We start from the raw sequence: 22,849 nt of genomic DNA, 5'->3' as shown, positions 1-22,849 counted from the left end.
ATCAGCGAAAATCAGCGGAATCTGCGGGAAATTTCTTAATCTTTATCTTTCTTTTCAACAGGCATAAAGAATGCTGCGCGTACCGAAGGAGGACACTGGGAATCGAGGCCTTTTACGGCTCTCCAGATCACCTCATTAAAGTCGGCATCATTCACGTTATCCTCCTTAGAGAAATCGAAGGTTTCACTTTTCTTCTGCCATTCGCTTACGATGGTGTTCTTTAAATTTAGATCAATATTCGATGGTCTGGCAGTGAACGCAGGATGATCAGGCGTATTATTCAGGCTTCTCCATACAGGAGTGGCTGAAGCATCGTACTGACTCATTGGCGGAATTCCAAGGATTAGTTCAATTGTCCGAAGAAATGATGTTGTTGAATATGCTGTATGATCCACATATCCCTTTTTAACATAGCCGCCTGCCAGGAATGCAGGTGAACGATGTGCATCAACATGATCGGGACCATTCTGTGCATCATCTTCAACAATAAGAACAAGGCTCTCTTTCCAGATCTTACTATGACTGAGATGTTCGAGAAACAATCCGACCGCCAGGTCATTATCTGCCACATGAGCAAATGGAGTTGGTTTTCCAAGATTCAGTCCTTCGGTATGATTATTACCCATCCTTATTGTATTAAGCTGAGGCACTGCGTTTATAGCAAGTAGTGAATCAAAATCATGTTGCCAGCGACTGAACCGGACGGTATCCCTTACTCCCATTCCCCATTCCGGGTATGGTTTACAGAAATGGTCCTTCAGTACAGGAACACTTGCCTTGTTGTTCTCTATAAATTCACCATAAGAACGATAGCTGACATTCACTTTTTTAGCTGCATCCCAGAGGAATCCGTCCTTATTGTTAGCGATAAGCCTTTTTCCTTCACCGGGGAATGTTCCGCCTCTTCCTCCGTAACTTGTTGGCCATGTCTTTTCAAGAAAATCTGTTGCGTATGCTCCCATAGTCCAGTTATGGCCATCTGCGCTCACTTCACCGTTCACATAAAAGTTATCGAGAAGAACAAATTCTTTTGCGATAGCATGCTGATTAGGAGTTATGTTTTCTCCGAAGAGGCAAAGCGACGGATCGCCGTTTCCATCAGGCAGATCACCAAGCACCTGGTCGTAAGTACGGTTTTCTTTTATTACGTAAAATATGTATTTGATCGGAGAAGGATCGCCTATTTTCTGAGGAACAGGGTTACCTGCAACTCCTTCTGATAACAGTTCTTTTTCTTTTATGTATGGAGTATTATCATAAACTGCTTTTGAGAAAAGAGCCAGCTGCTTCTCTCCGGGAGTACTGAAAAGCTGAAGAGTCCCTCTGAATAATCCACCTATATACTGGACTTTTATTTTTTGTTCTTTTCCGGCAGCCTGATAAACTACTTCTTCTCCTTTCCGCATAGGATTGGGTCCGTAAGGATTCGCTTTTGAAGTAAGCCCTTTTCCGTTACTCACAAGGATTTTATTTTTCACAACCCTTACGCAGGTCGGATACCATCCGGTGGGGATAAATCCTTTACTTTTACTCTGACCCGGCATTGAGACATCAAAAACCGCCAGGCAATTATTGTCGGCATTGGCAATGAAAAGTGATTTTTCATCATTGCTGAGAGCAACGCTGTTAGTTGTAGAACCGGCAGGAGCACCGGGGTAAAGGGCGGTATTAAGTGTTTCAATAACACTTAATTTCCTGGTATCGATCACCGAGACACTGTTATCATCGGCATTTGCCACAAACAGGTATTGTCCCGACTTTGTGATGCACATATCATTTGGGTGACTGCCAACAGCAACTGAGCCTGAAATTTTCTCCTGTTTTGTATCAAACACTATGATGCTTCTATTCCCCCAGCATGAGATAAAGAGCTTACTATGATCAGGTGAAAGTAAGCAGGTATAGCCCTCGGCTCCAAGAGGATGCTGTGAAAGAACCTTCTTGGTTTTGGTATCGCATACGTAAAGCGAATTATCCTCTTTGGTAACAGCATAAAGTCTGTTATTAGGATCATCAAGAGCAATTCCGGCAATAGATATTTTAACCGGCCAGGGTTTCCCAATCCTTATTGTATCGTAGTTTGACAGTTTATTATTGATTATTGCATAGCGGATAATTATGTTATCATTGCCACCTGAAGCATACAGATATTTGCCTCCGTCGGTAAAGGCAAGGCCTAGCCATGATTTCCCGATTACAATTGAGTCGACAATAGCCTCTTTTTCGAGATCAACAAGCTGAATTGTCTGATCGCTCTGGCCATTGTTTGTAATGGCGGCCAGCTTCTTTGAGGGTGAAATTACAATGTTCAGAGGCAGATCGCCCAGGGGCAGGAGTTTGCCAACCGGAGAGAGCTTCCATCCGTTTGGAAGAGTTACCCGACCAGATTCTATTTCGTTAATAGTCTGAGCGTTAACATTAACAACTGATCCGATAAAGATTATACTTATCAGAATTACTACGAGTTTGCTATTGAGCTGTTTCATTTTTTTTGGATTTATCTCTGTGGCTCTCTGTGGCTCCTCCGGATTTTCTCTGTGTAACTAATAAATAAGAACTGTCACAGAGTTACACAGAGGAGGCACAGAGTTACACAGAGAATTGTTATAATCTAATAATATTACTTTAAAAATTTATTGCCACGGGTTTTAAGGACTTTAAGAGTTTCTTTTCGGATCTTCACTACAGCATTCCCTTTTATATCAAGTGGTTCACCGTCGATATGGAACCGCGATTCATCTGTCTCAATTGTAATCTCCTTGTCTGTCTTGAAATGAGTGACATACTTCGATTTGTTAATCCTTTTGGTAAAGAGACGGAGAACGAAGACAGACCCGAATATTTTAGGGAATGGCTTTATCATTACGATATCCATCATCCCGTCGTTTGGTTTCGCTTCGGGTGCAATAAATGCATTGTTCCCGAATTGTCTGGTATTAGCAATTGTCAGGACGAAAAGTTTCTCGGAAATAATGACCTTGCCTTCCGATTTAATTGTAACCTGAAAGGGGCGAAGCTGAAGGAATGTCTTGAAAGTAAGCCAGACATATGGCAGGAAGCCGCGCAGTTTAAGTTCATTAAATGAGTGTGCGACAAAGCTGTCGAGACCAATCCCCGCTACGTTAAGGCACATTCTGTTATTGATGTCAATAACATCAATATCCATACTTTCACCTTTTGCTATGTTTGAAAGAAGATACGGGATATTCATTCTGAAGCCGAATTCTTTGGCAAATCCGTTACCGGAACCCAGGGGAAGTACTCCGAATATCTTATCACTTCCGACAAGTTCAGTAGCCACAGTATGCACAGTGCCATCGCCTCCGGCAGCTACAAAAACTTTATGGTGATTGATGTTTTCCCTGATGAGAGGACCTGTGTCGTTTACTGTATATGACTTAAGACAAACCAGGTCATTCTTTCGGCGGTCGAGATCTTTTGATACAATAAAGTTAACAGGCTGAACCCCTGCGTTCGGATTAAGAATGAACAGGGCTTTATTATTCTTTTCTGTCTGAGACAATTTCATTGCTCAAATTTACAGAACTTTTTGTCAATGACAGTTAATATCTTGTTAAGATCCGCAGACAAGCCCCCTGTCCCGCTAAGGCGGGCCTTCCCCCTAAAGGGGGATTAAATCCGTAATATATTGTAATTTAATTAGATAAGATGAAATTAGCCCCCCTTTAGGGGGTCCCGATATCGGGAGGGGGGCAGAAAATATTATTCCATAAAAGAGTATTTGAAGTCGGTAGCAGGTATGAGGGTTTCTTTGATAGTTCTGGGGCTCACCCACCTGATGAGATTAAGGTGACTGCCGGCCTTATCGTTTGTGCCGGAAGCTCTTGCGCCGCCGAAAGGCTGTTGGCCTACCATCGCCCCTGTCGGTTTATCGTTTATATAGAAATTGCCTGCAGCATACCGCAATGCACGGCAGGCGGTTATCATCGCATACTTATCGTTGCTGAAAATTGCACCGGTAAGACCAAATGGCGATGTCTCATCACAGATCTTAAGAGTCTGTTCATATTGGTCGTCTTTATAAACATAGATTGTCATAACCGGACCGAAGATCTCTTCTTCCATAGTGAAAAAATGAGGGTTTCCGGTGACTATCACTGTTGGTTCTATAAAATATCCCTTACTCTTATCTCCGTTTCCTCCTGCAATTATCTCAGCATCGCCCGATGATTTTGTTTTTGTGATGTACGACATTATTCTGTCAAAGGAAGCTTCGTCGATGACTGCATTAACATAGTTTTTGAAGTCGGTAACATCGCCGGTTTTTATTTCACGGATCATCCGCAGGATCTCCTTTTTCGTCGCCTCCCACAATGACTCAGGAATATAGGCCCTTGAGGCAGCAGAACATTTTTGTCCCTGGTATTCAAATGATCCCCGTACAATGGCAGTAGCCAGTTCAAGCGGCTTAGCTGAGTTGTGGGCAAAAATGAAGTCTTTCCCGCCAGTTTCACCTACCAGTTTAGGATATGATTTATAAACTGAAAGGTTATCTGACACCTGTTTCCATAGAGTGTTGAAAGTTGAATTTGAACCCGTAAAATGAATCCCGGTCAGATCGCGGTGTTTAAGTACAATTTCACTTATCAGGGCTCCGGATCCCGGAACAAAATTTATTACACCTGCAGGAAGTCCGGCTTCTTCCAAAATCTTCATAAAGTAATAATTTGAAAGGAGTGAAGTTGTTGCAGGTTTCCAGACAGTTGTATTACCCATTAGGGCAACGCTCGTATTCAGATTAGATGCTATTGCAGTAAAATTGAAAGGAGTGACTGTATAAACAAAACCTTCAAGAGGACGGTATTCGAGACGGTTAATATTCTCATTCTCCGACAGTGGCTGCTCCATATATATCATAGAGGCAAAGTAGGTATTGAACCTCAGGTAGTCAGCAACTTCACAAGCTGAATCAATTTCAGCCTGGAGAATGTTTTTCCCCTGACCCAGCATTGTTGCTGCATTAATTTTGTATCTGTATTTTTTTGAGACAAGTTCGGCTGCTTTTGCCATAACTGCGGCCCTTTCCATCCATGAAAGAGTCATCCAGTCATTTTTTGCATCGAGAGCTGACTGTATGGCCATAGAGACCTCTTTTTCTGTAGCCATATGATAAGTGGCAAGAATATGACCATGATCGGTTGGCATTACAACCTTCCCTGTTTTTCCGGTTCTGATCTCTTTCCCTCCTATAATAAGAGGAATATCAATAACCTGATTCATTTGTAATTTTAGTTCTTCTTCAAGAAATTTCCGCTCCTGACTCCCCGGTGAGTAGGAAAAAACGGGCTCATTTTTAGGTTCCCTGAAATTATATATCGCATTATTCATTTTTTAAATATTTAGTGCAAATGAAATATTAGAGGAGTCTGCCTGCAATGATAAAAGTCTTTGTCAGCAGGTTCCCCAATCAAGTAACAGTTGAGGAATTCAGAAGTTCAGAAAAGAGGCTGATATTAACTTTAGTCACTCAAAACTCTAGTCACTCCAAACTTTTATTGTAAATTGGGGTTTAGTTTAAAAAGAGACTTAAAGACTATGTCAGATAATAAGTTTTACCATTTTTCAGCAACTGGTTTGTTTTACGGAGTCGCAACAGCTGCTGATGCAATTGCAGCAACCAGCGAGGGAGGTTTTATCTGGCTTAATTATTATAAGCCGACAAAGCAGGAACTAAATTTCCTGATAGATACCCTGGGGATACATCCACTTTCTGTTGAAGACTGTCTGGATGCTAAACAGATCCCTAAAATAGAACATTTTCCTAAAAACACTTTTATAATTTTTAATGCTTTCAGTTATATTGAAAAGACACTTCATATTGACGAGGTAGATTTTTTCATTGGCAAAAATTACATTATAACTGTCAGCGGGCATAATTCTGATTCAAGAAGACCTCTTGTCAACATCGAAAGCATAGTCTCTAAGGATTCACTAAATGCTAAGAGTGGTCCTGCATTTTTGCTGCACATACTTATGGATTACCTTGTTGACCAGAAGTTTGAGGCGTTTGATGCTCTTGAGGACGATCTTGAAACGGCAGAAGATGAGGTAATTGATAACTGTGCCGGGTTTAATCCTAAAGAACTTATGAGGCTAAGAAAGGATCTTCTGAATCTCAGGAAAAGTCTTTTTCACGAAAGGGAGATACTTGTGAAGATTTGCCGCCTGGATTGTCCGTTCATATCTGATAAAGCTATATTTCATTATCGGGATATTTATGATCACCTGGCAAAAATATTTGAACTCTCAGAAACCTACAGGGAGATTGTGACAAACCTTATGGAGCTTTATACTTCACTGCTAAACAACTTAATGACCAAGGCATCAAATGAGACAAATGCATCAGTAAGGAGACTGACTCTGATAGCCACAGTGTTTATGCCGCTGACTCTTCTGGCAAGTATTGGCGGGATGTCTGAATGGTCGATGATGACCGGACCGGAAAACTGGAAGATTACATATCCGCTTTTTATGCTTGGGATGCTTGTAATCGGAGGATTGAATTTTGTTCTGATAAGGTTACTTGAGAAAAGGGGCAGATTTAAGAAGATCGAGTAGTCATCCGGAAATCTCTTTCTTGTTGCCAAGATCAAACATTCCGAGATGTTTTTCACCGAAGGACACAATTGCATAGGCGAAGAAAAGCCCTGAAAGTATATCTATGCTATAGTGACCATGTGCAAGGAACAGGGTGATTATAACAAAAATAAGGCAGGTCATTATTATCCATTTATACACTTTGTCATTAACAAGAAGGAAGAGGAGGAACACGTTGCCGGCATGTCCGGAAGGATAAACTCCGATATCATATTTTGAAAAGCCATTAAACAATGGATCTGATCCGGTGAATGCAGGAGGATTTCCAAAAGGAGTAAGAACAATAAATATACCTCTTACGATATAGAAAATTGCACTCATCAGAATTATAAAAGGAATTCTTTTATAGTCCTTCTTGTGAACGATATAAACCAGGACAACTATTATTGGGACGAGAGCGAAAATATCGTACCAGAGAGCAACTTTAACGGTTGGGAGATTGTCGAGGATCAGATCCGACAACATAGGAAGAGTCTTGCCTTCGAGCATATAATTATGCAGGTAAGTCTGAGAAGCGATATTCAGGGCGCCACCAATGAGGAATGATATCACGGCAATATAGATATACCTGCTTTTCAACACCTCAATAATCGAACGAAGCATATCAGCAAGAAAAGACATAAGCCTGCCCTGTTTGTAATCTGAAGTCATTTACTCTTTAAATAGTATTACTTTTTACCATTAACAGCACATCCTGTCAATGCAGTCCAAAGATAAACACTTCTGCGAATAATTGAGAAAGAAAATTATTCTGACTCCTCAGACATTGTATTGTATATTGCAATTATCTCTTCTTTTAACTCTTCGGGAGCTTCAATATGTCCCCAGCCTGACTGCGATTGCCATAGTCCGTCGTAGGCCGAGTCGTGATAAGAACGAATAAGATGGGGAATATTCTTATCGGTGAGTATTTCGTTAAGAAGCATAGCCTCTATTTCATTCCGGAAAACAAGAATTTTAACCTGTTTGCTCATGGCTTATCCTATTACTTTGACAGATGGTTTCATATAACAAAGTTACGAAAATATTAACCACGGAGGACACGGAGGAATGCTATCTGGACGCTACAACCGGCGTATATTTCATTGTTACAGTTACCTCCAGAGTTTTATTGATTTTGTCTCTTATGATCCACGGAATAGTTATCTTATAATCTTCGGGGACAATCATGAATTTTGAAGTCGCATTGATCCCTCCTGTCACGATTTCAATGGTTCCTTTGGTACTTATCTTATTAGTGACATTATGAATTGTAAGGTCTCCCTCAACAATTACCTCATATGCTCCGATCTTTGAAAAGTTAACAGATGAAATGTTCGTGATCTTTCCTTTAAACAGAGCTTTAGGGTATTTCTCCGACTCCATGTAGTTCTCGTTAAAATGTTCCTCCATTAGGGCTTTTTCGAAATGAAAAGACCTGATAAGAACCTGAAAAACGAGATCTCCCGTTGCTATATCCAGAACTGATGCTACCTGGTTGTTATCGGCTTTGATGTCCTCTATAGGAGTATGTGAATAGAATCCGATATAACCATTTTTGGTCATGTATTTCTGACTGTAACTGGTGAGGTACAGAATTGAAAATATAAGAAGAGCGGTAAGGTGTTTCATTATAAATCCGTTCAATGTAAAACAAACAGGGTGGATAATTTGTTCGTGGCACGAGAAAATCATTTTTTGCTTCTTAACCCTTCCCCCATCCCCTTCCCTTAAACAGTAAGGGAAGGGGAGTAGTATCCCTGAGACGCTTATTTGTACTGGAAGGTAAAAAGATTTAAGGTTTTCCTTCTTTCCTCAGATTAAATACCCTTGAAATATTAAACCCGAAGTGAATATCGCCGTTACCCCAGCTGCCTGTTGATTCACCAATGAATCCTTTCTCGATCATGGCAAGCGAGTTTGTGAAGATGAGCTGAAACACATGTCCCCCTGTTTCAATGTCAACGCCAAGAGCCAGGGGATTGTAAACCGGCTGACCATTGTATGATCCGGGATCTGGATTAATATAATATTCGGCATTTACAGAGATCCGTTTTGAGAGTTTCATTCGACCACCTGCCCCTATTGCAAAAATGTTATAAGGATCTGAAATTGAGCCAGTAAGATTACGGTGTATAAAAGAAGGTGTTAGCTGAGCCGAGAACGAGGGACTGAATTTTCTCGCAATGAGTACCTGTCCCACATATGTTAGTCTTGATGTAAAGTCGAATGGTCTGGCCGGATCGTTCCACCTGACTGTTTTCAGTGCTGCTGACGTGAAAACCGACAACGAAACAGGCATTACCCTGGCTCCTGATGATTGTTTCAGAATTGAAAACTTGGCAAATCCGTCAAATGTCTTTTCATATGTTCCTCTTCCGATTCCCGCCATCAGCCATTTATTGATTCCGTATTCCAGGCTGAAATGGATATTAGCCTGATCGAGCCCGAATAACTCATATGCTCCTGAGTTGATTCTTCCGAAGCGGTGCGAGATTCTGAAATCAAGCTGTTTAGGGGCCATTTTCTCTATTGATTGGCCATTCAGAATATGTGTTGATTTGAAGGTGGCTGAGGCATAGTTTATCTCAGGTTTAGTTCCTTCATTAATAAGATTCATCAAGTCGTCCTGGGCTGCAAGAGAAATAGGGAGGGCTAAGAGCAGCATTGAAAGTGTCAGACGGTTCATATTATATATTTTAATTCGTTTTCAAAATTCGGAGTAAAGATCCCTTTGCCGATATTTTCCCTGATCTCCTGCAACGACCAGTATCTGCCTTCTTCAATCTCATTCTTTTCAACACGGGGAACCTCATCGGTAATTGTTTTAAAGGAGTTTACGAGCTCCCTTTCCCTTTGTGATTCCCAGACATACCTGGTAATAAACAGGGGAACAAATTCTGTAAGATTTAGTTCTTCAAAAGCTTCTCTTTTTAGTGCTTCTTCAATCGATTCGCCCGGACTGACATGTCCGCCGACAGATGTATCCCATTTACCTGGCTGGATATCTTTTGTCATTGATCGTTTCTGCAGGAAGAGTTCGCCTTTAGTGTTAAAGACATGAAGATGCACAACAGGGTGCAGGAGCATGCTTTTCCCGTCGTGACAGACTGTGCGGGGCGCTTCACCTATTGTATTGCCGTTTTCATCGACAATGGGGAACATTTCTATTGATTTGGAATTGTTCATATATGCAAAACTAAGTAAATCCTTTAACCGCAGAGAACCGCTGAGGAAATAATTGAGAACCGCAGAGGAATTTCTATTTATCTCCAAATCTCTTATTAACTCTGCGTAACTCTGCGCCTACTCTGCGAACCTCTGCGGTAAAAAAGAACTTCAATTCAGAATCTGTGTTGAAGAAGAGACAATCGTAAAACTGCACTTTATAGAATTCCCATCCTCGTCGACAGCTGTAAGTATATGACTACCAGATCCTGCAATGATCTCAATCTGATGAATATATTTTGTGGTGCCAATATATTTTTCATCGAGATGCCAGAAGATTTTTTTTGAAGGATTTCGGTGTGCTATTTCAGGAACGACTCTTGTCAGGGTTCCTGTTTCGTCGCGGGGAATAAAGATCTTTACACCTGAATTCGGGTAGATAAACTCCATTGCCGCTATTGTCCCTGAGGCAGCGCATCCCGGAGCAACAGGGGGCAAAGGTCTGTATTCGGGGTGTTTCTGCCGGTAGAAATACTCCATGGCGGGAGGAAGCACAAACCAAGGGACATTAATGATCTCTCCCGGTGATGCACAATCGGATGTTACCTGCAGTGTTTCTGATTTATTCAGATGAATGACCTGATGGAAAGGACAGGCTTCGCTACGCAGTCCGTTAACTCCTGCGGGTATTTCAATGGTCTCGGGACAATCGGAAGAAGCCCTGAATCCGCTCTTTGCACACACTTTTATCATTGTCAGATCCTCAAGAGGCGTTTTGAACCAGGGACCAGTTCCTGTCAGATTAAGAAGATCAAAAAGAATTGGAGCTGCAGCAGTGATGCCTGTCAGTCCGGGCCTTCCTTCTCCGTCGGCGTTTCCAACCCAAACACCAATAACATATTGCGGCGTTGTTCCGACAGCCCATCCGTCCCTGAAACCAAAGCTGGTGCCTGTCTTCCATGCTACATCAGGTGATGAGGAGAAGTACTGCCAGCCAGTTTCGCTCTCGGGTCTGTTTACTTTCTGAAGTGCCTCATAGGTTAGCCATATTGAAGCGGCGGACAAAGGAGGAGCATGATCTTCGTTTTTAAGTGTATCAGTAACACTTATTATTACCGGCGCATGATAATCTTCTGTGTAGTATTTTTTTTCCTTCAGGTATCTGTTGAGCACTCTCGACAGAGATGCGTAGGCTCCGGTGAGTTCCCATAAGGAAGTCTCTCCTCCTCCCAGGATCATTGAAAGTCCATAGTGGTCGGCAGGTTTGTCAAATGACGTGAATCCGGTTTTTTTCAGAATATCGAGGAATCGCTCAGGATCATATTTCTGAAGCATTTTTACTGCAGGAATATTAAGCGATTGTGATAAGGCCGAACCGGCACTTACAGCCCCGCTGTACGACTGATCGAAATTCTTTGGTGAGAAACCGGGGAAACGTGTCGGGACATCAGCCACCAGGCTGTTTGGCAGGATATCTCCCGACTGCTGCATAGCTGCATAGAGAAATGGTTTCAGGATGCTTCCTGTACTTCGCAATGAACGGATTATATCTACATCTCCGCCATGCAGCTTAGCTTCCTCAAGGGTGCTGTTTCCAACATAAGCCAGGACATTTCCTGTTTCAACTTCTAAAATCAAACAGGCAGAATTATAGATATAGTTTGCAGAAAGTTCTTTCTGATGAGTGTTTATTATTTCTGTTGCTCTCTCCTGCAGATGAAGATCGATAGTAGTCTTAACGGTCTGCCCCTTTCTTGTCGTAAAAATATGATCAGTTAGATGAGGCGCTTTGGCAGGAAGAGTTTTTGGCTGGCCCGGAACCGGCTCATCAATTGACAGGATAAGTGTAAGCGAATCAAAGTAGTTCCTTTCATATAACCTTCTGAGCAGGTCATCCCTTCTTCTTTTAAGTACTTCCTGGTTCCTTCCCGGAAATACAAGTCCGGGTGAGTTCGGAAGTATTGCAAGCGAAGCAGCCTCTGCCCATGAAAGAGAAGAGGAAGATTTGCCGGTATATCGCCAGGCTGCAGCTTCGAGACCGACTGTATTTCCACCGAAAGGGGCATTGGAAGCATACATCTCAATGATCTTCTTTTTGGAAGAGAACAGCTCTAGTTTCAGGGCAGAAAGCATCTCAATGAATTTCTCGCCGTATGTCCGGGGTTTGTTACCCGCAGCAATCCTTGCAACCTGCATCGTTATTGTGCTGCCTCCGCTGACAATCTTACCTGCTTTGAAATTGTTTACCGCTGCCCTGAAAATGGATACCGGGTTAATTCCCGGATGAAACCGGAACCAGCGGTCCTCGAAGGTAAGGAGTGCTTTTTCAAATTTATCGGGGACCTCTCCGGAATAAGGGAAGCGCCACTGTCCGTCATCTGCGATTCTGGCGCCCAGCAAGCTTCCGTCATTTGCTTCAACAACAGTTGATAAAGGCGACCTGAATCGCGGCATTGGAGAAAGCAAAACCGGAGTAGTAACTACCCCGGCTGCTATCAGAAATATTCTGAGCTTCCTGTTCAATTTATTCGCCGGTTACTCTTATTTTATTTCCGGGTATTCTGGCGTAACAATTAGGAGTATACATTGCTTCGCACCATACTGATGGCTGGTAATATTCACCTTTATAGGCGGCATTAAGCACCATCACAAAGCTTTTTGTTTCGCCCTGTGACAGCACGAAGTAGGTGTTAACCCTGTCGTCCCTGATATCGCGGTAGGTAAAGGCACCCTCTTTGATGCCAAAGTTCGATTCAAATAATCTGGAATTCCTGATCTCCCAGCCCGAAGGTACCATCTGAGTAAGAGCAATATTATCCACTTTTGAGAAGGTGTTGTTCGTTACTTTCACAACCATCATGAAGTCAGTTCCCTGTTTAAGACTGGTATGAACAACCGGTTTGAGATTCATATCAAAATATTCAATCTTCATACCGAGGCCTTTCTCTTCACCTGAGTTATCAGAAATAAGCGGAACACCTTTTCTGGTAAGGGTTACATAGACAGGTTTATCAGAATTGTTTTCAACAGTTAATGTATTATTCCCGTTTTTAATCTTCAGATCATTGCTGACAACCTGTTTTGAGAGAATGGTCTGTGCAGATTTATCTCCATTTAGTGTTACAGTTATTTTTGCAGGACTGTTTTTATCGCCAGGTAACATTTCGGCGTATTTCATATAGGCGATCAGTCCCCAGGAAATAGATTGAGTGCTGTACCACTCTTCATTGTTAAATCTTTCACAGATCTCCTTCAGTAGAGGGAGTGCCTCTTCTTCATTTTTCAGAAGAACCAGAGTGTACAGGATAATTGCTTTGTCGCGGATAAGGCTGCCATAGAAATAATTCTGTATTTCAACTTCAGTTGTTGTGTTTCTGACATCAATTAGATCGCCTGCAGCCTCGGGACGACCGCTTACTGCAAATGAAGCAGCCAGAAGCCAGCGCGACAGCTTTGTGAGGTCGGGAGACTCCCTTAACCTGTTCATTGCACCCTTATCGGGCTGACCGGCGAGGGCAAGAGTGAAGAGCCGGTATGCCTGATCGCCCTGTGTCTGGATGTACCGGGTATCGTATCGCCAGTCGCGGGCTGTTTTTTTCTGATAATCGATCCATTTCTGTTTAAAACCGGAAGGGATGCTATAACCCATTCTTTCTGCTTCAACCATAAAATGGCCGGCATAGGAAGTTACCCAGTTATCGGCCTGGTACGATCCGGGCCAGAGGGCGATTCCACCATTGGCCATCTGACGCGATACTATCAGGTTGATTGCTTCTTTTATATTTGTTGAAACTGACTGCATTACAGCCGCGTCATTTCCCTTAAGATCTTTAAGATATAATTGCGGGAACGCAGAAGATGTAATCTGTTCCGAACATCCGTGCGGATATTCAACTAGGTAGTCAAGCCGTTTTTCAAGATTAATTGATGGAAGAGATGAGACCTCCAGCTTAGCACTGTTGGAACCTTCAATACCGAAAGAATTGAAGGCCGTTTCCCATTTTTCGCCCTGTTTCAGGATCTTTAGCTCAGCCCGTGTTTCAGGAGGATTCGGACTTCTTATTTCAAGTTCCATATCATAAGTTGCAGTCTCTCCGCCTCCGGAAGCGGTAACACTTATCTTTGCCACTCCGGTTTTTTCGCCAACGGTAAATGTGAAGCCGGTATCTTTTTCTCCTGCGGAACTCACAGAAATATTTTTGCTTTTCTCTTCAATATTAATCAGCTCATTGCTTTCTGCTTTTACAGTAACAGCATTAATCCCCTCCTTCTGAATAAAGAGTGTTACAGGAAGGGCTACCTTTTCACCCGGACTGACAACCCTCGGAGCTGTGACAAGGATCATGAGAGGATCCTTTACAAAAACAGATTTTTCTGCCATTCCGAAAGCCCTGTCGCTGCCGGCTACTACCATTACTTTAACAGAACCCGTATATTGAGGAAGGGTTATTGCATGGGTATTTGTTTTGTCATTTGCCAGGGTAAATGGTCCAAGGAATTTAACAACAGGAATAAACCTCTGGGCTTTATTTGCAGCCTTGTCTGCCAGAGCTTCATCGCCGCCAACAGCAAATATCCTGTCGAGAGTACCGCCAAACGCACCAAGGACATAATCGTAAAGGTCCCATGTCTGGACACCCAGTGCTTCACGGGCATAAAAGTAATTCCAGGGATCAGGTGTGCGGTAACCGGTAATATCCAAAAGGCCTTCGTCAACAACTGCCAGAGTATATGTCATTGCCTTCTTGTTTGTTTCGCTGACCTTAACGAGGAACGGCTTCTGTGATCTGATCTCATCGGGCATTTCAATTTTGGGAGAAAGCCTTGTGGCGGGATCTTCTACCATAACCGGGACAATTCCATACAGCCTTATAGGCATATCGTTTATTGTCTGGGCATGAGGCTGGATGACAGTTACATAAGCATAAACATTTGGGGCCATTTCAGGTTTCGCCCTGAGCTTGACAACAGTAATCCCTTTCTGGGTATTAACCCTGACCTCCTCTAGCACCCCGGTTGAGTTTTCAAGAGTGATTATGGCCCTTGCATTTTCTGGTGCGGGGAATGAAAGATTAATTTCATCGCCCGGATTATATTTCTCTTTATCGGTATTTATAGCGAGAAGCGTTGCACCTTCTGAGTTTCCTTTCATTCCATAATCCCATGGCCAGTCAACAAGGATTATTTTGCCGGTGGAGTGTCCGTCAGGAGTGGTAGCTCTGATGAGATATCTTCCCCATTCATTTTTACCGATATTGAAAGTGAAGGAACCCTCTCCGCCTGATGTAGTAATGGTCTCCCTTACAACAGGTTTGTATGTGTCATTAGAGATGTAGTAACCCAGATCCTCCTGATCTGATTCCCACCACCATCTGTATGAGATCTTGTAGATAGTTATCTCAACCTCCGACCTTACAGCTTTTCCTTTTTCATCAACAGTTGCTATCTTAATTTCATTGTCGGCATCAGTAAACAGCATCCGGCTTTTACCTTTCAGTCCGGGAAGGCTAATACCTACAAATACCGGATACGGGGCATACTTATAAGTTGTTTGGGTAATGCTTTCATCACCTCCCGGTTCCATAGTTTTTGCAGTAAACACAGCATTCAGCATACCGGGGGCATTAATGTCTTTCCCCGGATTAAAGAGAACTGATGCGTTTCCGTTTTCGTCGATCTGTTTGTCAAAAATATTTACTGTCTCTGAGTAGAACTCGCTTACGGGATCGTCAAAAGTGTATTGTCCGTATTTTTCAAATTCAGTTTTGGTATGCTTCAGAATATACTCAACAGATGATTTCATGTTTCGTGCAACAGATCCGTTCAGCCATTTTACATTTAGTGTACCCCTTGAAGATGATTCAGAACCACCTAGGATCTCCCCTGGAAAACTTAAGTTGATTTTAAGGCGGTTTGGTTTTACTGTCTCAACTCTTACCCGTTTTGTAAAAGTTGCACCGCCTATTCTGAATACTGCCTTATAGTTACCTGTTATGGCATCCTCAGAAGTCTTTGTTGTGAAGACAAGCAGATTGCTGCCATTTGGTTTTTGAACCTGGTTGTCGACTCTCTGTTCGAGCGGATTGATAAGTTCGAACTGAACAGGATGGCCCTGTGGCAGATCGCTCTTCATATCTTTAATAAAGATTGAAAGGAAGATTGAATCACCTGGCCTCCAGACATCCCTTTCACCATACACAAAAGCCTTAATTCCATTCTCCGGTTTGTTGCCTGAAACATCGAAAGAACTTAAAGAAAGAGATGAACCGTCATTTGTTTTAAGGTAGTTCCGGTCCTTGTCTTTTTTAGCTATTACCAGGAAGGGTTTCCTGTCGCAGTAGAGAGCAACGGAGCCATCAGTATTTGTTTTGCCTGAAATGACAAGCTGCATCTGGTAATCGTAGACATCAACATTAACTTCTCCTACCGGCATTGATGAAATAAGATCATTCACCATTACATGAAGGATATTGTCCTCACCTTTTTTGGCCATAAGACCAAGGTTTGAAGCCAGAACATTCCTTGTGACCCTTTTATCGGGACTATAATACGCCTGTTTGCAGGGGTTGTTGCGGTCCTCCCATCTGAATCCTGAAGAGTAGTAGATCTGGTCTTCACTTTCATCATAGTAGTTTTCAGGATCATCCCAGGCTTCACGGCTCTGTTCTTCCGACAGCTGAAGCCTCTCCTCGTAATTGTTGTCCTCTTCACTTTCGCCGCACGGGTAGAGTGAATATGATTTTCTCATTCCAAGTGAGACCTTGTAGAGCACTCCGGGTTCAACATCAATATAGTCGGCCAGATCGATTGTATAAAGGTTCCAGGCCCCGCTGTTCATCCCCGATCCAGTTACAAGATCGACTTTACCGGAGTAGACCGGACGGCCGAACCGTTTTATTGAATAGCCGCTGTTCAGGTCAGCTTCCTGAAGAAAATAGGGGAGGTTATTTTCGAAGATCCTTATTATCTTAAGGTCGACTGCTTTAAGGTTTGCAGCTTTAAAAGGGAAGATCAGGTTTTGTGAGGAAGGAAGGATAACACCGTTTCCTTCAAGTGAAATTGCCGGTTGTACTGAAGTGAAGTCGAGCTGTTTCAGATATGAAGAGCCGAGTGAAGTTCCGTTACTGTTTCTGAGCGAAGGCTCAATGTTCAGATCTACTTCACCCTGAAGTCTTGCCCCCGGAAAAACAGATACAATATTTGAATTTATATTGACAGTTATTTCAGTTTGCTGAGAAAAACCAATCAGCCCGGTAATCTCCTGTGCTGCATCGACCGGATCGGAAAAGACAACGTCGATTCTCTGGCTTTCGCCCGCTACAGATATTACATCAAGTACTTTGAATTCGCCGGTTTGAGGGATAATAATTGTTGATGAGCCCTTCTCCTTTACACCACCTGATGAGCCGTCCCACGAGAGAGTGAGTTCCTGTTCCTTTACAATTCTTTCAATGCCGGTAACTGAAAATTTATGGATCAGGTTTTCGGAATGGTCCCATTGGAGCTCAAGCTTTTTCCTGCCGATCTTTGCGTTAATGAAGTTTTCAGTTTCTGAGGGATCAATAAAGTCGGATGTTAATATCTGTCCGTGAAGCAGGTAGCTGTTTCCATCGGGAGAAGCGCATTCAAGGGCGCCGATTGTAACCCTGAATTCTTTTTTAAGAGTCTGGAAACGAAGGGGGAATACATTAAGCCGTTCTTTAACAGCAGCCAGTTTATTAAGGTTCAGTTTTCCGGTATAGATTTTCCCGGCATCGAGAAGGCGGGAAGGAGAGAAAACAAGGGTTGCATCATCTTTCCATTCTGTCTTTCCCTTGATCAGGGGATCAAATTCAAATAGTCCGGATGCGGATTTATCAATTTTAGCTGCAAACTCCGGGGTGAAACGGATCTCAATTACGGAATTAGCGGGGATTATTCCGGATGTATAAGCCGAAATATATTCGCTGAAGCCTTTATCGAGAGGGATGTTTACAGGAACTGTTTCCTGTCTGTTAAGCCTCAGTCTGACCGGTTTTTTCTCGCCTGGTCCGCAGGAAGTAAACACAACGGCAGCGATGAAAAATGAAATTAGTTTTGCAGCTTTCATATGATTGAAATTATTCTTTCATTGTTAAAGAACCCATCCCCCAGCCCCCCTTTGACCAGACCCCCTGGCCCCTTCCCTTATGGGTAAGGGAAGGGGAAACCCGCTTTATATATAAGGATCGTATTTCCTTTGCTTTATTATTATAGGAAGGGTTAAAAAAATTCTATGGAGTGACCATTTCGGTTCTCAGGTTACTAACGTAGTCCGTTATCTTGTTGAGGGTTTCGACAGTAACATTCATTTCACTTCCCGATGACCGGAAGACCTGTTTGTCTTTATCAATCTCCAGATCACCCTTTTTGAAGTAGATATCGAATGAATCGAAATAGTTTTTGAGGTATTTCAATTTCTTCGAATAGTACACTACCACCGGGTCGTCATAATAGTTTTTCAGGAAGCTGAGAAGAGTGGTTAGTGTATATTTCTGCTCGGCAATTTTCTGAACCACTTCGGGATCAGGGTTTTTAGGATCGTATAAAAGTTGTGTTGAGATATACAGTGCTTCAACCCAACCCCCCATTACCATTAGTCCGGCAGTACTCTCCCTTCCGCTTTCACGCAGGTGATTTTCCATCTTGTTAAATGAATCATTCATCAGGTACATTATGGTATCAGGATCTGCCATGTCGCCTTCAATTCTTCTTATCGGCTCGGTAAGATAACTGTCGGGAATCCCGAGCTTATTGCTCATATTGCGGATTGTAACCATATAATCGATCATCTCCTGGCCTACGCCGAATATTTTCAGATAGCCAAAATCAACGCCATAAATACCAGTATTAATTGAAGCTTTTGAACTGCTCATATACTGATCTCTGTTACTTGTCGGATTCAGTATTGAGTTTCTGTTTGGTACTCCCAGCCTGTTAAAGATATTGCAGATCTCAACGGGAGTAAGGACGCCGTAAAAGATCTCATTTTTGACTATCGGGGCTTTTGCGCCTGTGGAGTCGTTTTTATAAGTGGAGAAAACAGGGACAAAAGCATCTTTCTCCTTTTCTTTAGGTTTACAGGAAGGGATAAAGATTAATAGTGAGATTATCAGTACAGAGAGGAGATGTCTCATATCTTCTTGGTTTAATAAAATCAAAATTACTAATAAATATGGGATCAGCAATATCCGGGAATACTCTGATTGTTTGTGCTATTTTTTTACCGCAGAGGGACGCAGAGGAGTCGCAGAGAGCCGCAGAGGTTTATGTTTATTGAATAATCATAGCTAGCGCGGATCTGCTTCAAGAGTTTCCCCTCCTTTTGAAGGAGGGGTGGCCGCAGTAAAATTATGGTTTGTTTTTGTAATGATAATTTGCGGCCGGGGTGGTTGATTATTTATCCCTGTTTTCGCCTTTTGGTATTCTGTTATATTCCCCTAAAATCAACCACCCCGGCCGGGAAACATAACTTCGTAAATATCAGATAATCAGTACTCCCGGCCACCCCTCCTTCAAAAGGAGGGGAAATGTATCAAGCATATGTTCAATGCTTTACATGCTGATTTGTACTAAAATCTCATACAAATTTACTTTAATTATCACCTTTAGTTGAGGTCTATGCCCTGCTGGGGGTTGGGGGGCATTAAAGCAAAATCCTGTTCCCTAATTTTCTTGATATAGCTCCAAGGGCAACACTCAGGTTTGCATACCTTTTCTGCAGGGTAAGGACTTTTTCGATATCATTTGCCTTAACAGCTTCTTCGAGCTGGGTCATGATCTCCTTCCGGATTATTATGATTTTATCGCTTTTGAACTTGAGGACCACATCGCCAACGATATCCCTGAGTTTCATCTCTTCGGTTTCGACATATGTCTGTTTATCCTTCCAGATCCTGCTGAGCTCGTGAGAATCAGCCAGAAGATCGGCCGACAGACTTGAGATCTCAGGATCTTCATGTTTCACAAACTGTTTGTCGCCGGTCATTAGTCCGTGTTCGGCATGAAACCTGAAATCGGCAAATATTTTTGCACAAACCCTGTCGTTGAAAACCAGTCCGTCGCCGGTGATCTCCCTGACAATAAAATCAGCAACACTCAATACCTCTTCGCGGCCATCTTCCTTGTTTATTGTTCTTTCAAATTCAACTGTCCCGAATTTCAGAAGAAGGCGGATTATCTCTCTCTCCGAGTAGAGAGGAACAGGTCCGGGTTGTATCTGTTTAGGTATAACTGGCGGAGGAACAGGCAGGTCTTCCGGACCCGGGTATTTATTCCTGTCCTGAAAGTTTTTCTGCCGCTGGAGCTTGTTTACCTCATTATAAAGAATTGGTTCGGAGACTTCAAGAACAACACTGCATTCCTTTATATAAACAGTACGCGTAATTGCCTCAGGTATAACAGCAATTGATTTTACAATATCCTTTATAAGGTTGGCTTTTTGAACAGGATCGTTATTGGCTTCAGAAAGCAGAAGCTGTGTTTTGAATCTTATAAAATCAGTCTCGTGCTCTTTGAGGAATTTTGTGAACTCCTCATTGCTGATCTTCTTTGAATATGAGTCGGGATCCTCTCCATCGGGCAGCAGGACAATCTTTACATTCAGTCCCTCCTCAAGAACCAGGTCGATACCACGTATTGATGCTTTTATCCCGGCAGCATCGCCATCGTAAAGGATTGTTATGTTCTGGGTGAATCGTTTTATCAGCCTTACCTGCTCCTGAGTTAGAGAAGTGCCTGATGAGGCAACAACATTCTCGATGCCTGCTTCGTGAAGCGACATCACATCGGTGTATCCCTCAACAAGGTAGCACCTGTCTTCCTGAGTTATGCTCTTACGTGCCTGGAACATGCCGTAGAGGATCCGGCTCTTATGGTAGATCTCAGATTCAGGTGAGTTCAGGTATTTTGCCGTTTTGGCATCCGTCTTAAGCACCCTTCCCCCGAAGCCAAGGACCTGTCCGGAGAGAGAATGGATCGGGAACATCACCCTTCCGCTGAACCTGTCGTAGAAACGGTCTTCATGCTGGATTGAGAGACCGGTCTTGACAAGGAAGTCGGTTTTATAACCATCATCTATTGCTTTTTTTGAGAAGGCATCACGTTTTTCAAAGCTGTAGCCCACCTCAAATTTCTTCAGAGTATCCTGACGGAAACCCCTTTCCTTGAAATATGTAATACCCACACTCATCCCCTCATCGCTCTGGAAGAGGTTTTCGGAGAACTGACGGGCGGCATATGCTGAAACGACAAGAAGGCTCTCCCGCTCATTCTGTTTCTCAAGTTCCTCCTGAGTAAGCTCTTTTTCGACAACCTCAATATGATATCTCTTCGCCAGGTATTTCAGCGCCTCGGGGTAGGTGAGGTGTTCATGTTCCATCACGAAGTTAACCGAGTTGCCGACCTTGCCGCAGCCGAAACATTTAAAGATCTCTTTCGAAGGAGAAACAGTAAATGAAGGGGTTTTCTCATTGTGAAAAGGACACAGTCCAAGGTAGTTCACTCCCCGTTTCTTTAGGGGAACGAACTCCTGCACCACATCAACTATCTGAGCAGCATCGAGAATACGTTCTATTGTTGAGCGGTCGATCATAGGTCAAAGATATCAGGAAAATATCGAAGTGCGATATGGGTAGAGGAATTTATATGTAAGAGAAGGAAGGGGAGAGCCGTTATCCTAAGAATTGGTTTTTTAAAGGGATGTGCTAAAAAAGGTTTCCCCTCCTTTTGAAGGAGGGGTGGCCGCAGTAAAATGCTGATATTTTTGTTTTAAGGCTTATTTGCGGCCGGGGTGGTTGATTATTTATTCCTGTTTATATCTTTTTGAATTTTACCATAACTCCCTAAAATCAACCACCCCGGTCGGGAAATAAAACTTCGTAAATATCAGATAATCTGCACTCCCGACCACCCCTCCTTCAAAAGGAGGGGAAACTTTGTTATACAGTATCTGAATCATACCAAATCTTAGGTTGACGACTATGCCGCTCACTCCCTCACCCCTTCAAGGACTCCCTGAAGTACTCAATAGTCCTCCCCAGCCCCTCTTCGAGACTGATTGCCGGCTGCCAGTTGAGTTCCTTTTTTGCCAGAGAGATATCGGGACGGCGTTGTTTGGGATCGTCTATTGGTAAGGGTAAATAGATGATCTTCGATTTGGAGCCGGTCATCTGAATAACTTTTTCAGCGAGTGATTTGATGGTGAACTCACCGGGGTTACCTAGGTTAACCGGACCGAGGAAACTATCAGGGGTATTCATAAGTTTAATGAGGCCATCAATAAGGTCGTCGACATATTGGAAACTGCGTGTGTGCGAGCCGTCACCGAAGATTGTAATATCTTCACCTTTAAGCGCCTGGACTATAAAATTAGATACAACACGTCCGTCGTTGGCACTCATTTTCGGACCGTAGGTATTGAAGATCCTTGCAATTTTTATCCTGACATTATTCTGTTCGTGGTAATTCATGAAGAGAGTCTCGGCACATCTTTTACCTTCATCATAACAGGCACGCGGACCAAGAGTATTTACATTTCCCCAGTAACCCTCGTGCTGAGGATGTACCTCAGGATCGCCGTAGATCTCGCTTGTTGAGGCCTGCAGGATCTTCGACCGGGTTCTCTTTGCAAGACCGAGGGTATTAATTGCACCCATAACCGAAGTCTTGATTGTTTTTATGCCATTATACTGGTAGTGTACAGGAGAGGCCGGACAGGCAAGGTTGTAGATCTCATCTGTCTCGACGAACAGGGGCATCGTAACATCGTGTCTTATCAGTTCGAAATAAGGATTTTCGAGAAGATGGACGATATTCATCTTGGAACCGGTGAAGTAGTTATCCATGCAGATCACTTCATTTCCGTCATTCAGAAGCCTTTCACAAAGATGTGATCCTATAAAGCCGGCACCGCCTGTTACGAGTATTCGTTTCATTGGACAAATATTTAAACAAATATAGGATTTTTTGCCCCCAAACCCCCTAAAGGGGGCTTTACTCACTTGCCAATTTCGCGAAATTTATTCCAATACCGGTTTTAAAAAGTCCCCTTCAGGGGATTTAGGGG

14 protein-coding genes are annotated in these 22,849 nt (G+C 42.9%); 1 reads left to right on the top strand and 13 read right to left on the bottom strand.

What is annotated here, in order from left to right:
• Nucleotides 1–35 precede the first annotated feature (35 nt).
• The 3 genes from IPJ16_08515 to pruA form a co-directional block, all read right to left on the bottom strand.
• Nucleotides 36–2,486, bottom strand: coding sequence for a bifunctional YncE family protein/alkaline phosphatase family protein (locus tag IPJ16_08515; GenBank protein MBK7627220.1), 2,451 nt, complete (start codon nt 2,484–2,486; stop codon nt 36–38).
• 134 nt (nt 2,487–2,620) lie between these two features.
• Nucleotides 2,621–3,529 (bottom strand): YegS/Rv2252/BmrU family lipid kinase, encoded by a 909-nt coding sequence (locus IPJ16_08510; protein ID MBK7627219.1) that lies wholly within the window; start codon nt 3,527–3,529, stop codon nt 2,621–2,623.
• A 194-nt stretch (nt 3,530–3,723) separates the two neighbouring features.
• Nucleotides 3,724–5,349 (bottom strand): L-glutamate gamma-semialdehyde dehydrogenase, encoded by a 1,626-nt coding sequence (gene pruA, locus IPJ16_08505; protein ID MBK7627218.1) that lies wholly within the window; start codon nt 5,347–5,349, stop codon nt 3,724–3,726.
• Between the two features lie 207 nt (nt 5,350–5,556).
• Between pruA and IPJ16_08500 the strand changes: the two genes are divergently transcribed.
• Nucleotides 5,557–6,579: a magnesium transporter CorA family protein gene (locus IPJ16_08500; GenBank protein MBK7627217.1), complete on the top strand. Its 1,023-nt coding sequence runs from the start codon at nt 5,557–5,559 to the stop codon at nt 6,577–6,579.
• Here IPJ16_08500 and IPJ16_08495 read toward each other — a convergent pair whose 3' ends face one another.
• The 10 genes from IPJ16_08495 to IPJ16_08450 all read right to left on the bottom strand — a co-directional run bounded on the left by IPJ16_08495 (nt 6,580) and on the right by IPJ16_08450 (nt 22,718).
• The gene (locus IPJ16_08495; protein MBK7627216.1) at nt 6,580–7,269 is read right to left on the bottom strand and encodes a hypothetical protein; all 690 of its coding nucleotides are present in this window, start codon (nt 7,267–7,269) and stop codon (nt 6,580–6,582) included.
• A gap of 95 nt (nt 7,270–7,364) precedes the next feature.
• On the bottom strand, nt 7,365–7,592 hold the full coding sequence (locus IPJ16_08490) for a hypothetical protein (GenBank protein ID MBK7627215.1): 228 nt from the start codon (nt 7,590–7,592) through the stop codon (nt 7,365–7,367).
• A gap of 79 nt (nt 7,593–7,671) precedes the next feature.
• On the bottom strand, nt 7,672–8,229 hold the full coding sequence (locus IPJ16_08485; protein MBK7627214.1) for a YceI family protein: 558 nt from the start codon (nt 8,227–8,229) through the stop codon (nt 7,672–7,674).
• A 163-nt stretch (nt 8,230–8,392) separates the two neighbouring features.
• Nucleotides 8,393–9,286, bottom strand: coding sequence for a hypothetical protein (locus tag IPJ16_08480; GenBank protein ID MBK7627213.1), 894 nt, complete (start codon nt 9,284–9,286; stop codon nt 8,393–8,395).
• A complete protein-coding gene (locus tag IPJ16_08475; protein ID MBK7627212.1) occupies nt 9,283–9,786 on the bottom strand; it encodes an NUDIX domain-containing protein in 504 nt (167 codons plus the stop codon). Before IPJ16_08475 ends, IPJ16_08480 begins: the two co-directional genes overlap by 4 nt.
• Before the next feature lie 150 nt (nt 9,787–9,936).
• Entirely contained in the window at nt 9,937–12,219 is a 2,283-nt protein-coding gene (pbpC, locus tag IPJ16_08470) for a penicillin-binding protein 1C (protein MBK7627211.1), read from the bottom strand.
• A 70-nt stretch (nt 12,220–12,289) separates the two neighbouring features.
• Nucleotides 12,290–17,854: a hypothetical protein gene (locus IPJ16_08465; GenBank protein ID MBK7627210.1), complete on the bottom strand. Its 5,565-nt coding sequence runs from the start codon at nt 17,852–17,854 to the stop codon at nt 12,290–12,292.
• 163 nt (nt 17,855–18,017) lie between these two features.
• A complete protein-coding gene (locus IPJ16_08460) occupies nt 18,018–18,920 on the bottom strand; it encodes a hypothetical protein (protein MBK7627209.1) in 903 nt (300 codons plus the stop codon).
• 509 nt (nt 18,921–19,429) lie between these two features.
• Complete coding sequence (locus IPJ16_08455) at nt 19,430–21,376, bottom strand: DNA primase (GenBank protein ID MBK7627208.1); 1,947 nt, start codon at nt 21,374–21,376, stop codon at nt 19,430–19,432.
• Between the two features lie 403 nt (nt 21,377–21,779).
• Nucleotides 21,780–22,718 carry an SDR family oxidoreductase gene (locus IPJ16_08450; protein ID MBK7627207.1) on the bottom strand — a complete coding sequence of 313 codons (939 nt, stop codon included), beginning with the start codon at nt 22,716–22,718 and terminating at the stop codon, nt 21,780–21,782.
• Nucleotides 22,719–22,849: the final 131 nt, after the last annotated feature.

Source organism: Bacteroidales bacterium (genome assembly GCA_016709865.1).
Taxonomy (GTDB): domain Bacteria; phylum Bacteroidota; class Bacteroidia; order Bacteroidales; family VadinHA17; genus LD21.
The sequence above is the reverse complement of the archived record's forward strand: the minus strand, read 5'-3'. Positions and strand labels throughout refer to the sequence as shown.

Bases quoted from the DNA above. Each gene is read 5' to 3' on its own strand.
- IPJ16_08465 (MBK7627210.1), bottom strand. From the start codon at position 17,854: ATGAAAGCTGCAAAACTAATTTCATTTTTCATCGCTGCCGTTGTGTTT.
- IPJ16_08460 (MBK7627209.1), bottom strand. From the start codon at position 18,920: ATGAGACATCTCCTCTCTGTACTGATAATCTCACTATTAATCTTTATC.
- IPJ16_08475 (MBK7627212.1), bottom strand. From the start codon at position 9,786: ATGAACAATTCCAAATCAATAGAAATGTTCCCCATTGTCGATGAAAAC.
- pruA (MBK7627218.1), bottom strand. From the start codon at position 5,349: ATGAATAATGCGATATATAATTTCAGGGAACCTAAAAATGAGCCCGTT.
- IPJ16_08515 (MBK7627220.1), bottom strand. From the start codon at position 2,486: ATGAAACAGCTCAATAGCAAACTCGTAGTAATTCTGATAAGTATAATC.
- IPJ16_08490 (MBK7627215.1), bottom strand. From the start codon at position 7,592: ATGAGCAAACAGGTTAAAATTCTTGTTTTCCGGAATGAAATAGAGGCT.
- pbpC (MBK7627211.1), bottom strand. From the start codon at position 12,219: ATGCCGCGATTCAGGTCGCCTTTATCAACTGTTGTTGAAGCAAATGAC.
- IPJ16_08510 (MBK7627219.1), bottom strand. From the start codon at position 3,529: ATGAAATTGTCTCAGACAGAAAAGAATAATAAAGCCCTGTTCATTCTT.
- IPJ16_08495 (MBK7627216.1), bottom strand. From the start codon at position 7,269: ATGACTTCAGATTACAAACAGGGCAGGCTTATGTCTTTTCTTGCTGAT.
- IPJ16_08455 (MBK7627208.1), bottom strand. From the start codon at position 21,376: ATGATCGACCGCTCAACAATAGAACGTATTCTCGATGCTGCTCAGATA.
- IPJ16_08500 (MBK7627217.1), top strand. From the start codon at position 5,557: ATGTCAGATAATAAGTTTTACCATTTTTCAGCAACTGGTTTGTTTTAC.
- IPJ16_08450 (MBK7627207.1), bottom strand. From the start codon at position 22,718: ATGAAACGAATACTCGTAACAGGCGGTGCCGGCTTTATAGGATCACAT.
- IPJ16_08480 (MBK7627213.1), bottom strand. From the start codon at position 9,286: ATGAACCGTCTGACACTTTCAATGCTGCTCTTAGCCCTCCCTATTTCT.
- IPJ16_08485 (MBK7627214.1), bottom strand. From the start codon at position 8,229: ATGAAACACCTTACCGCTCTTCTTATATTTTCAATTCTGTACCTCACC.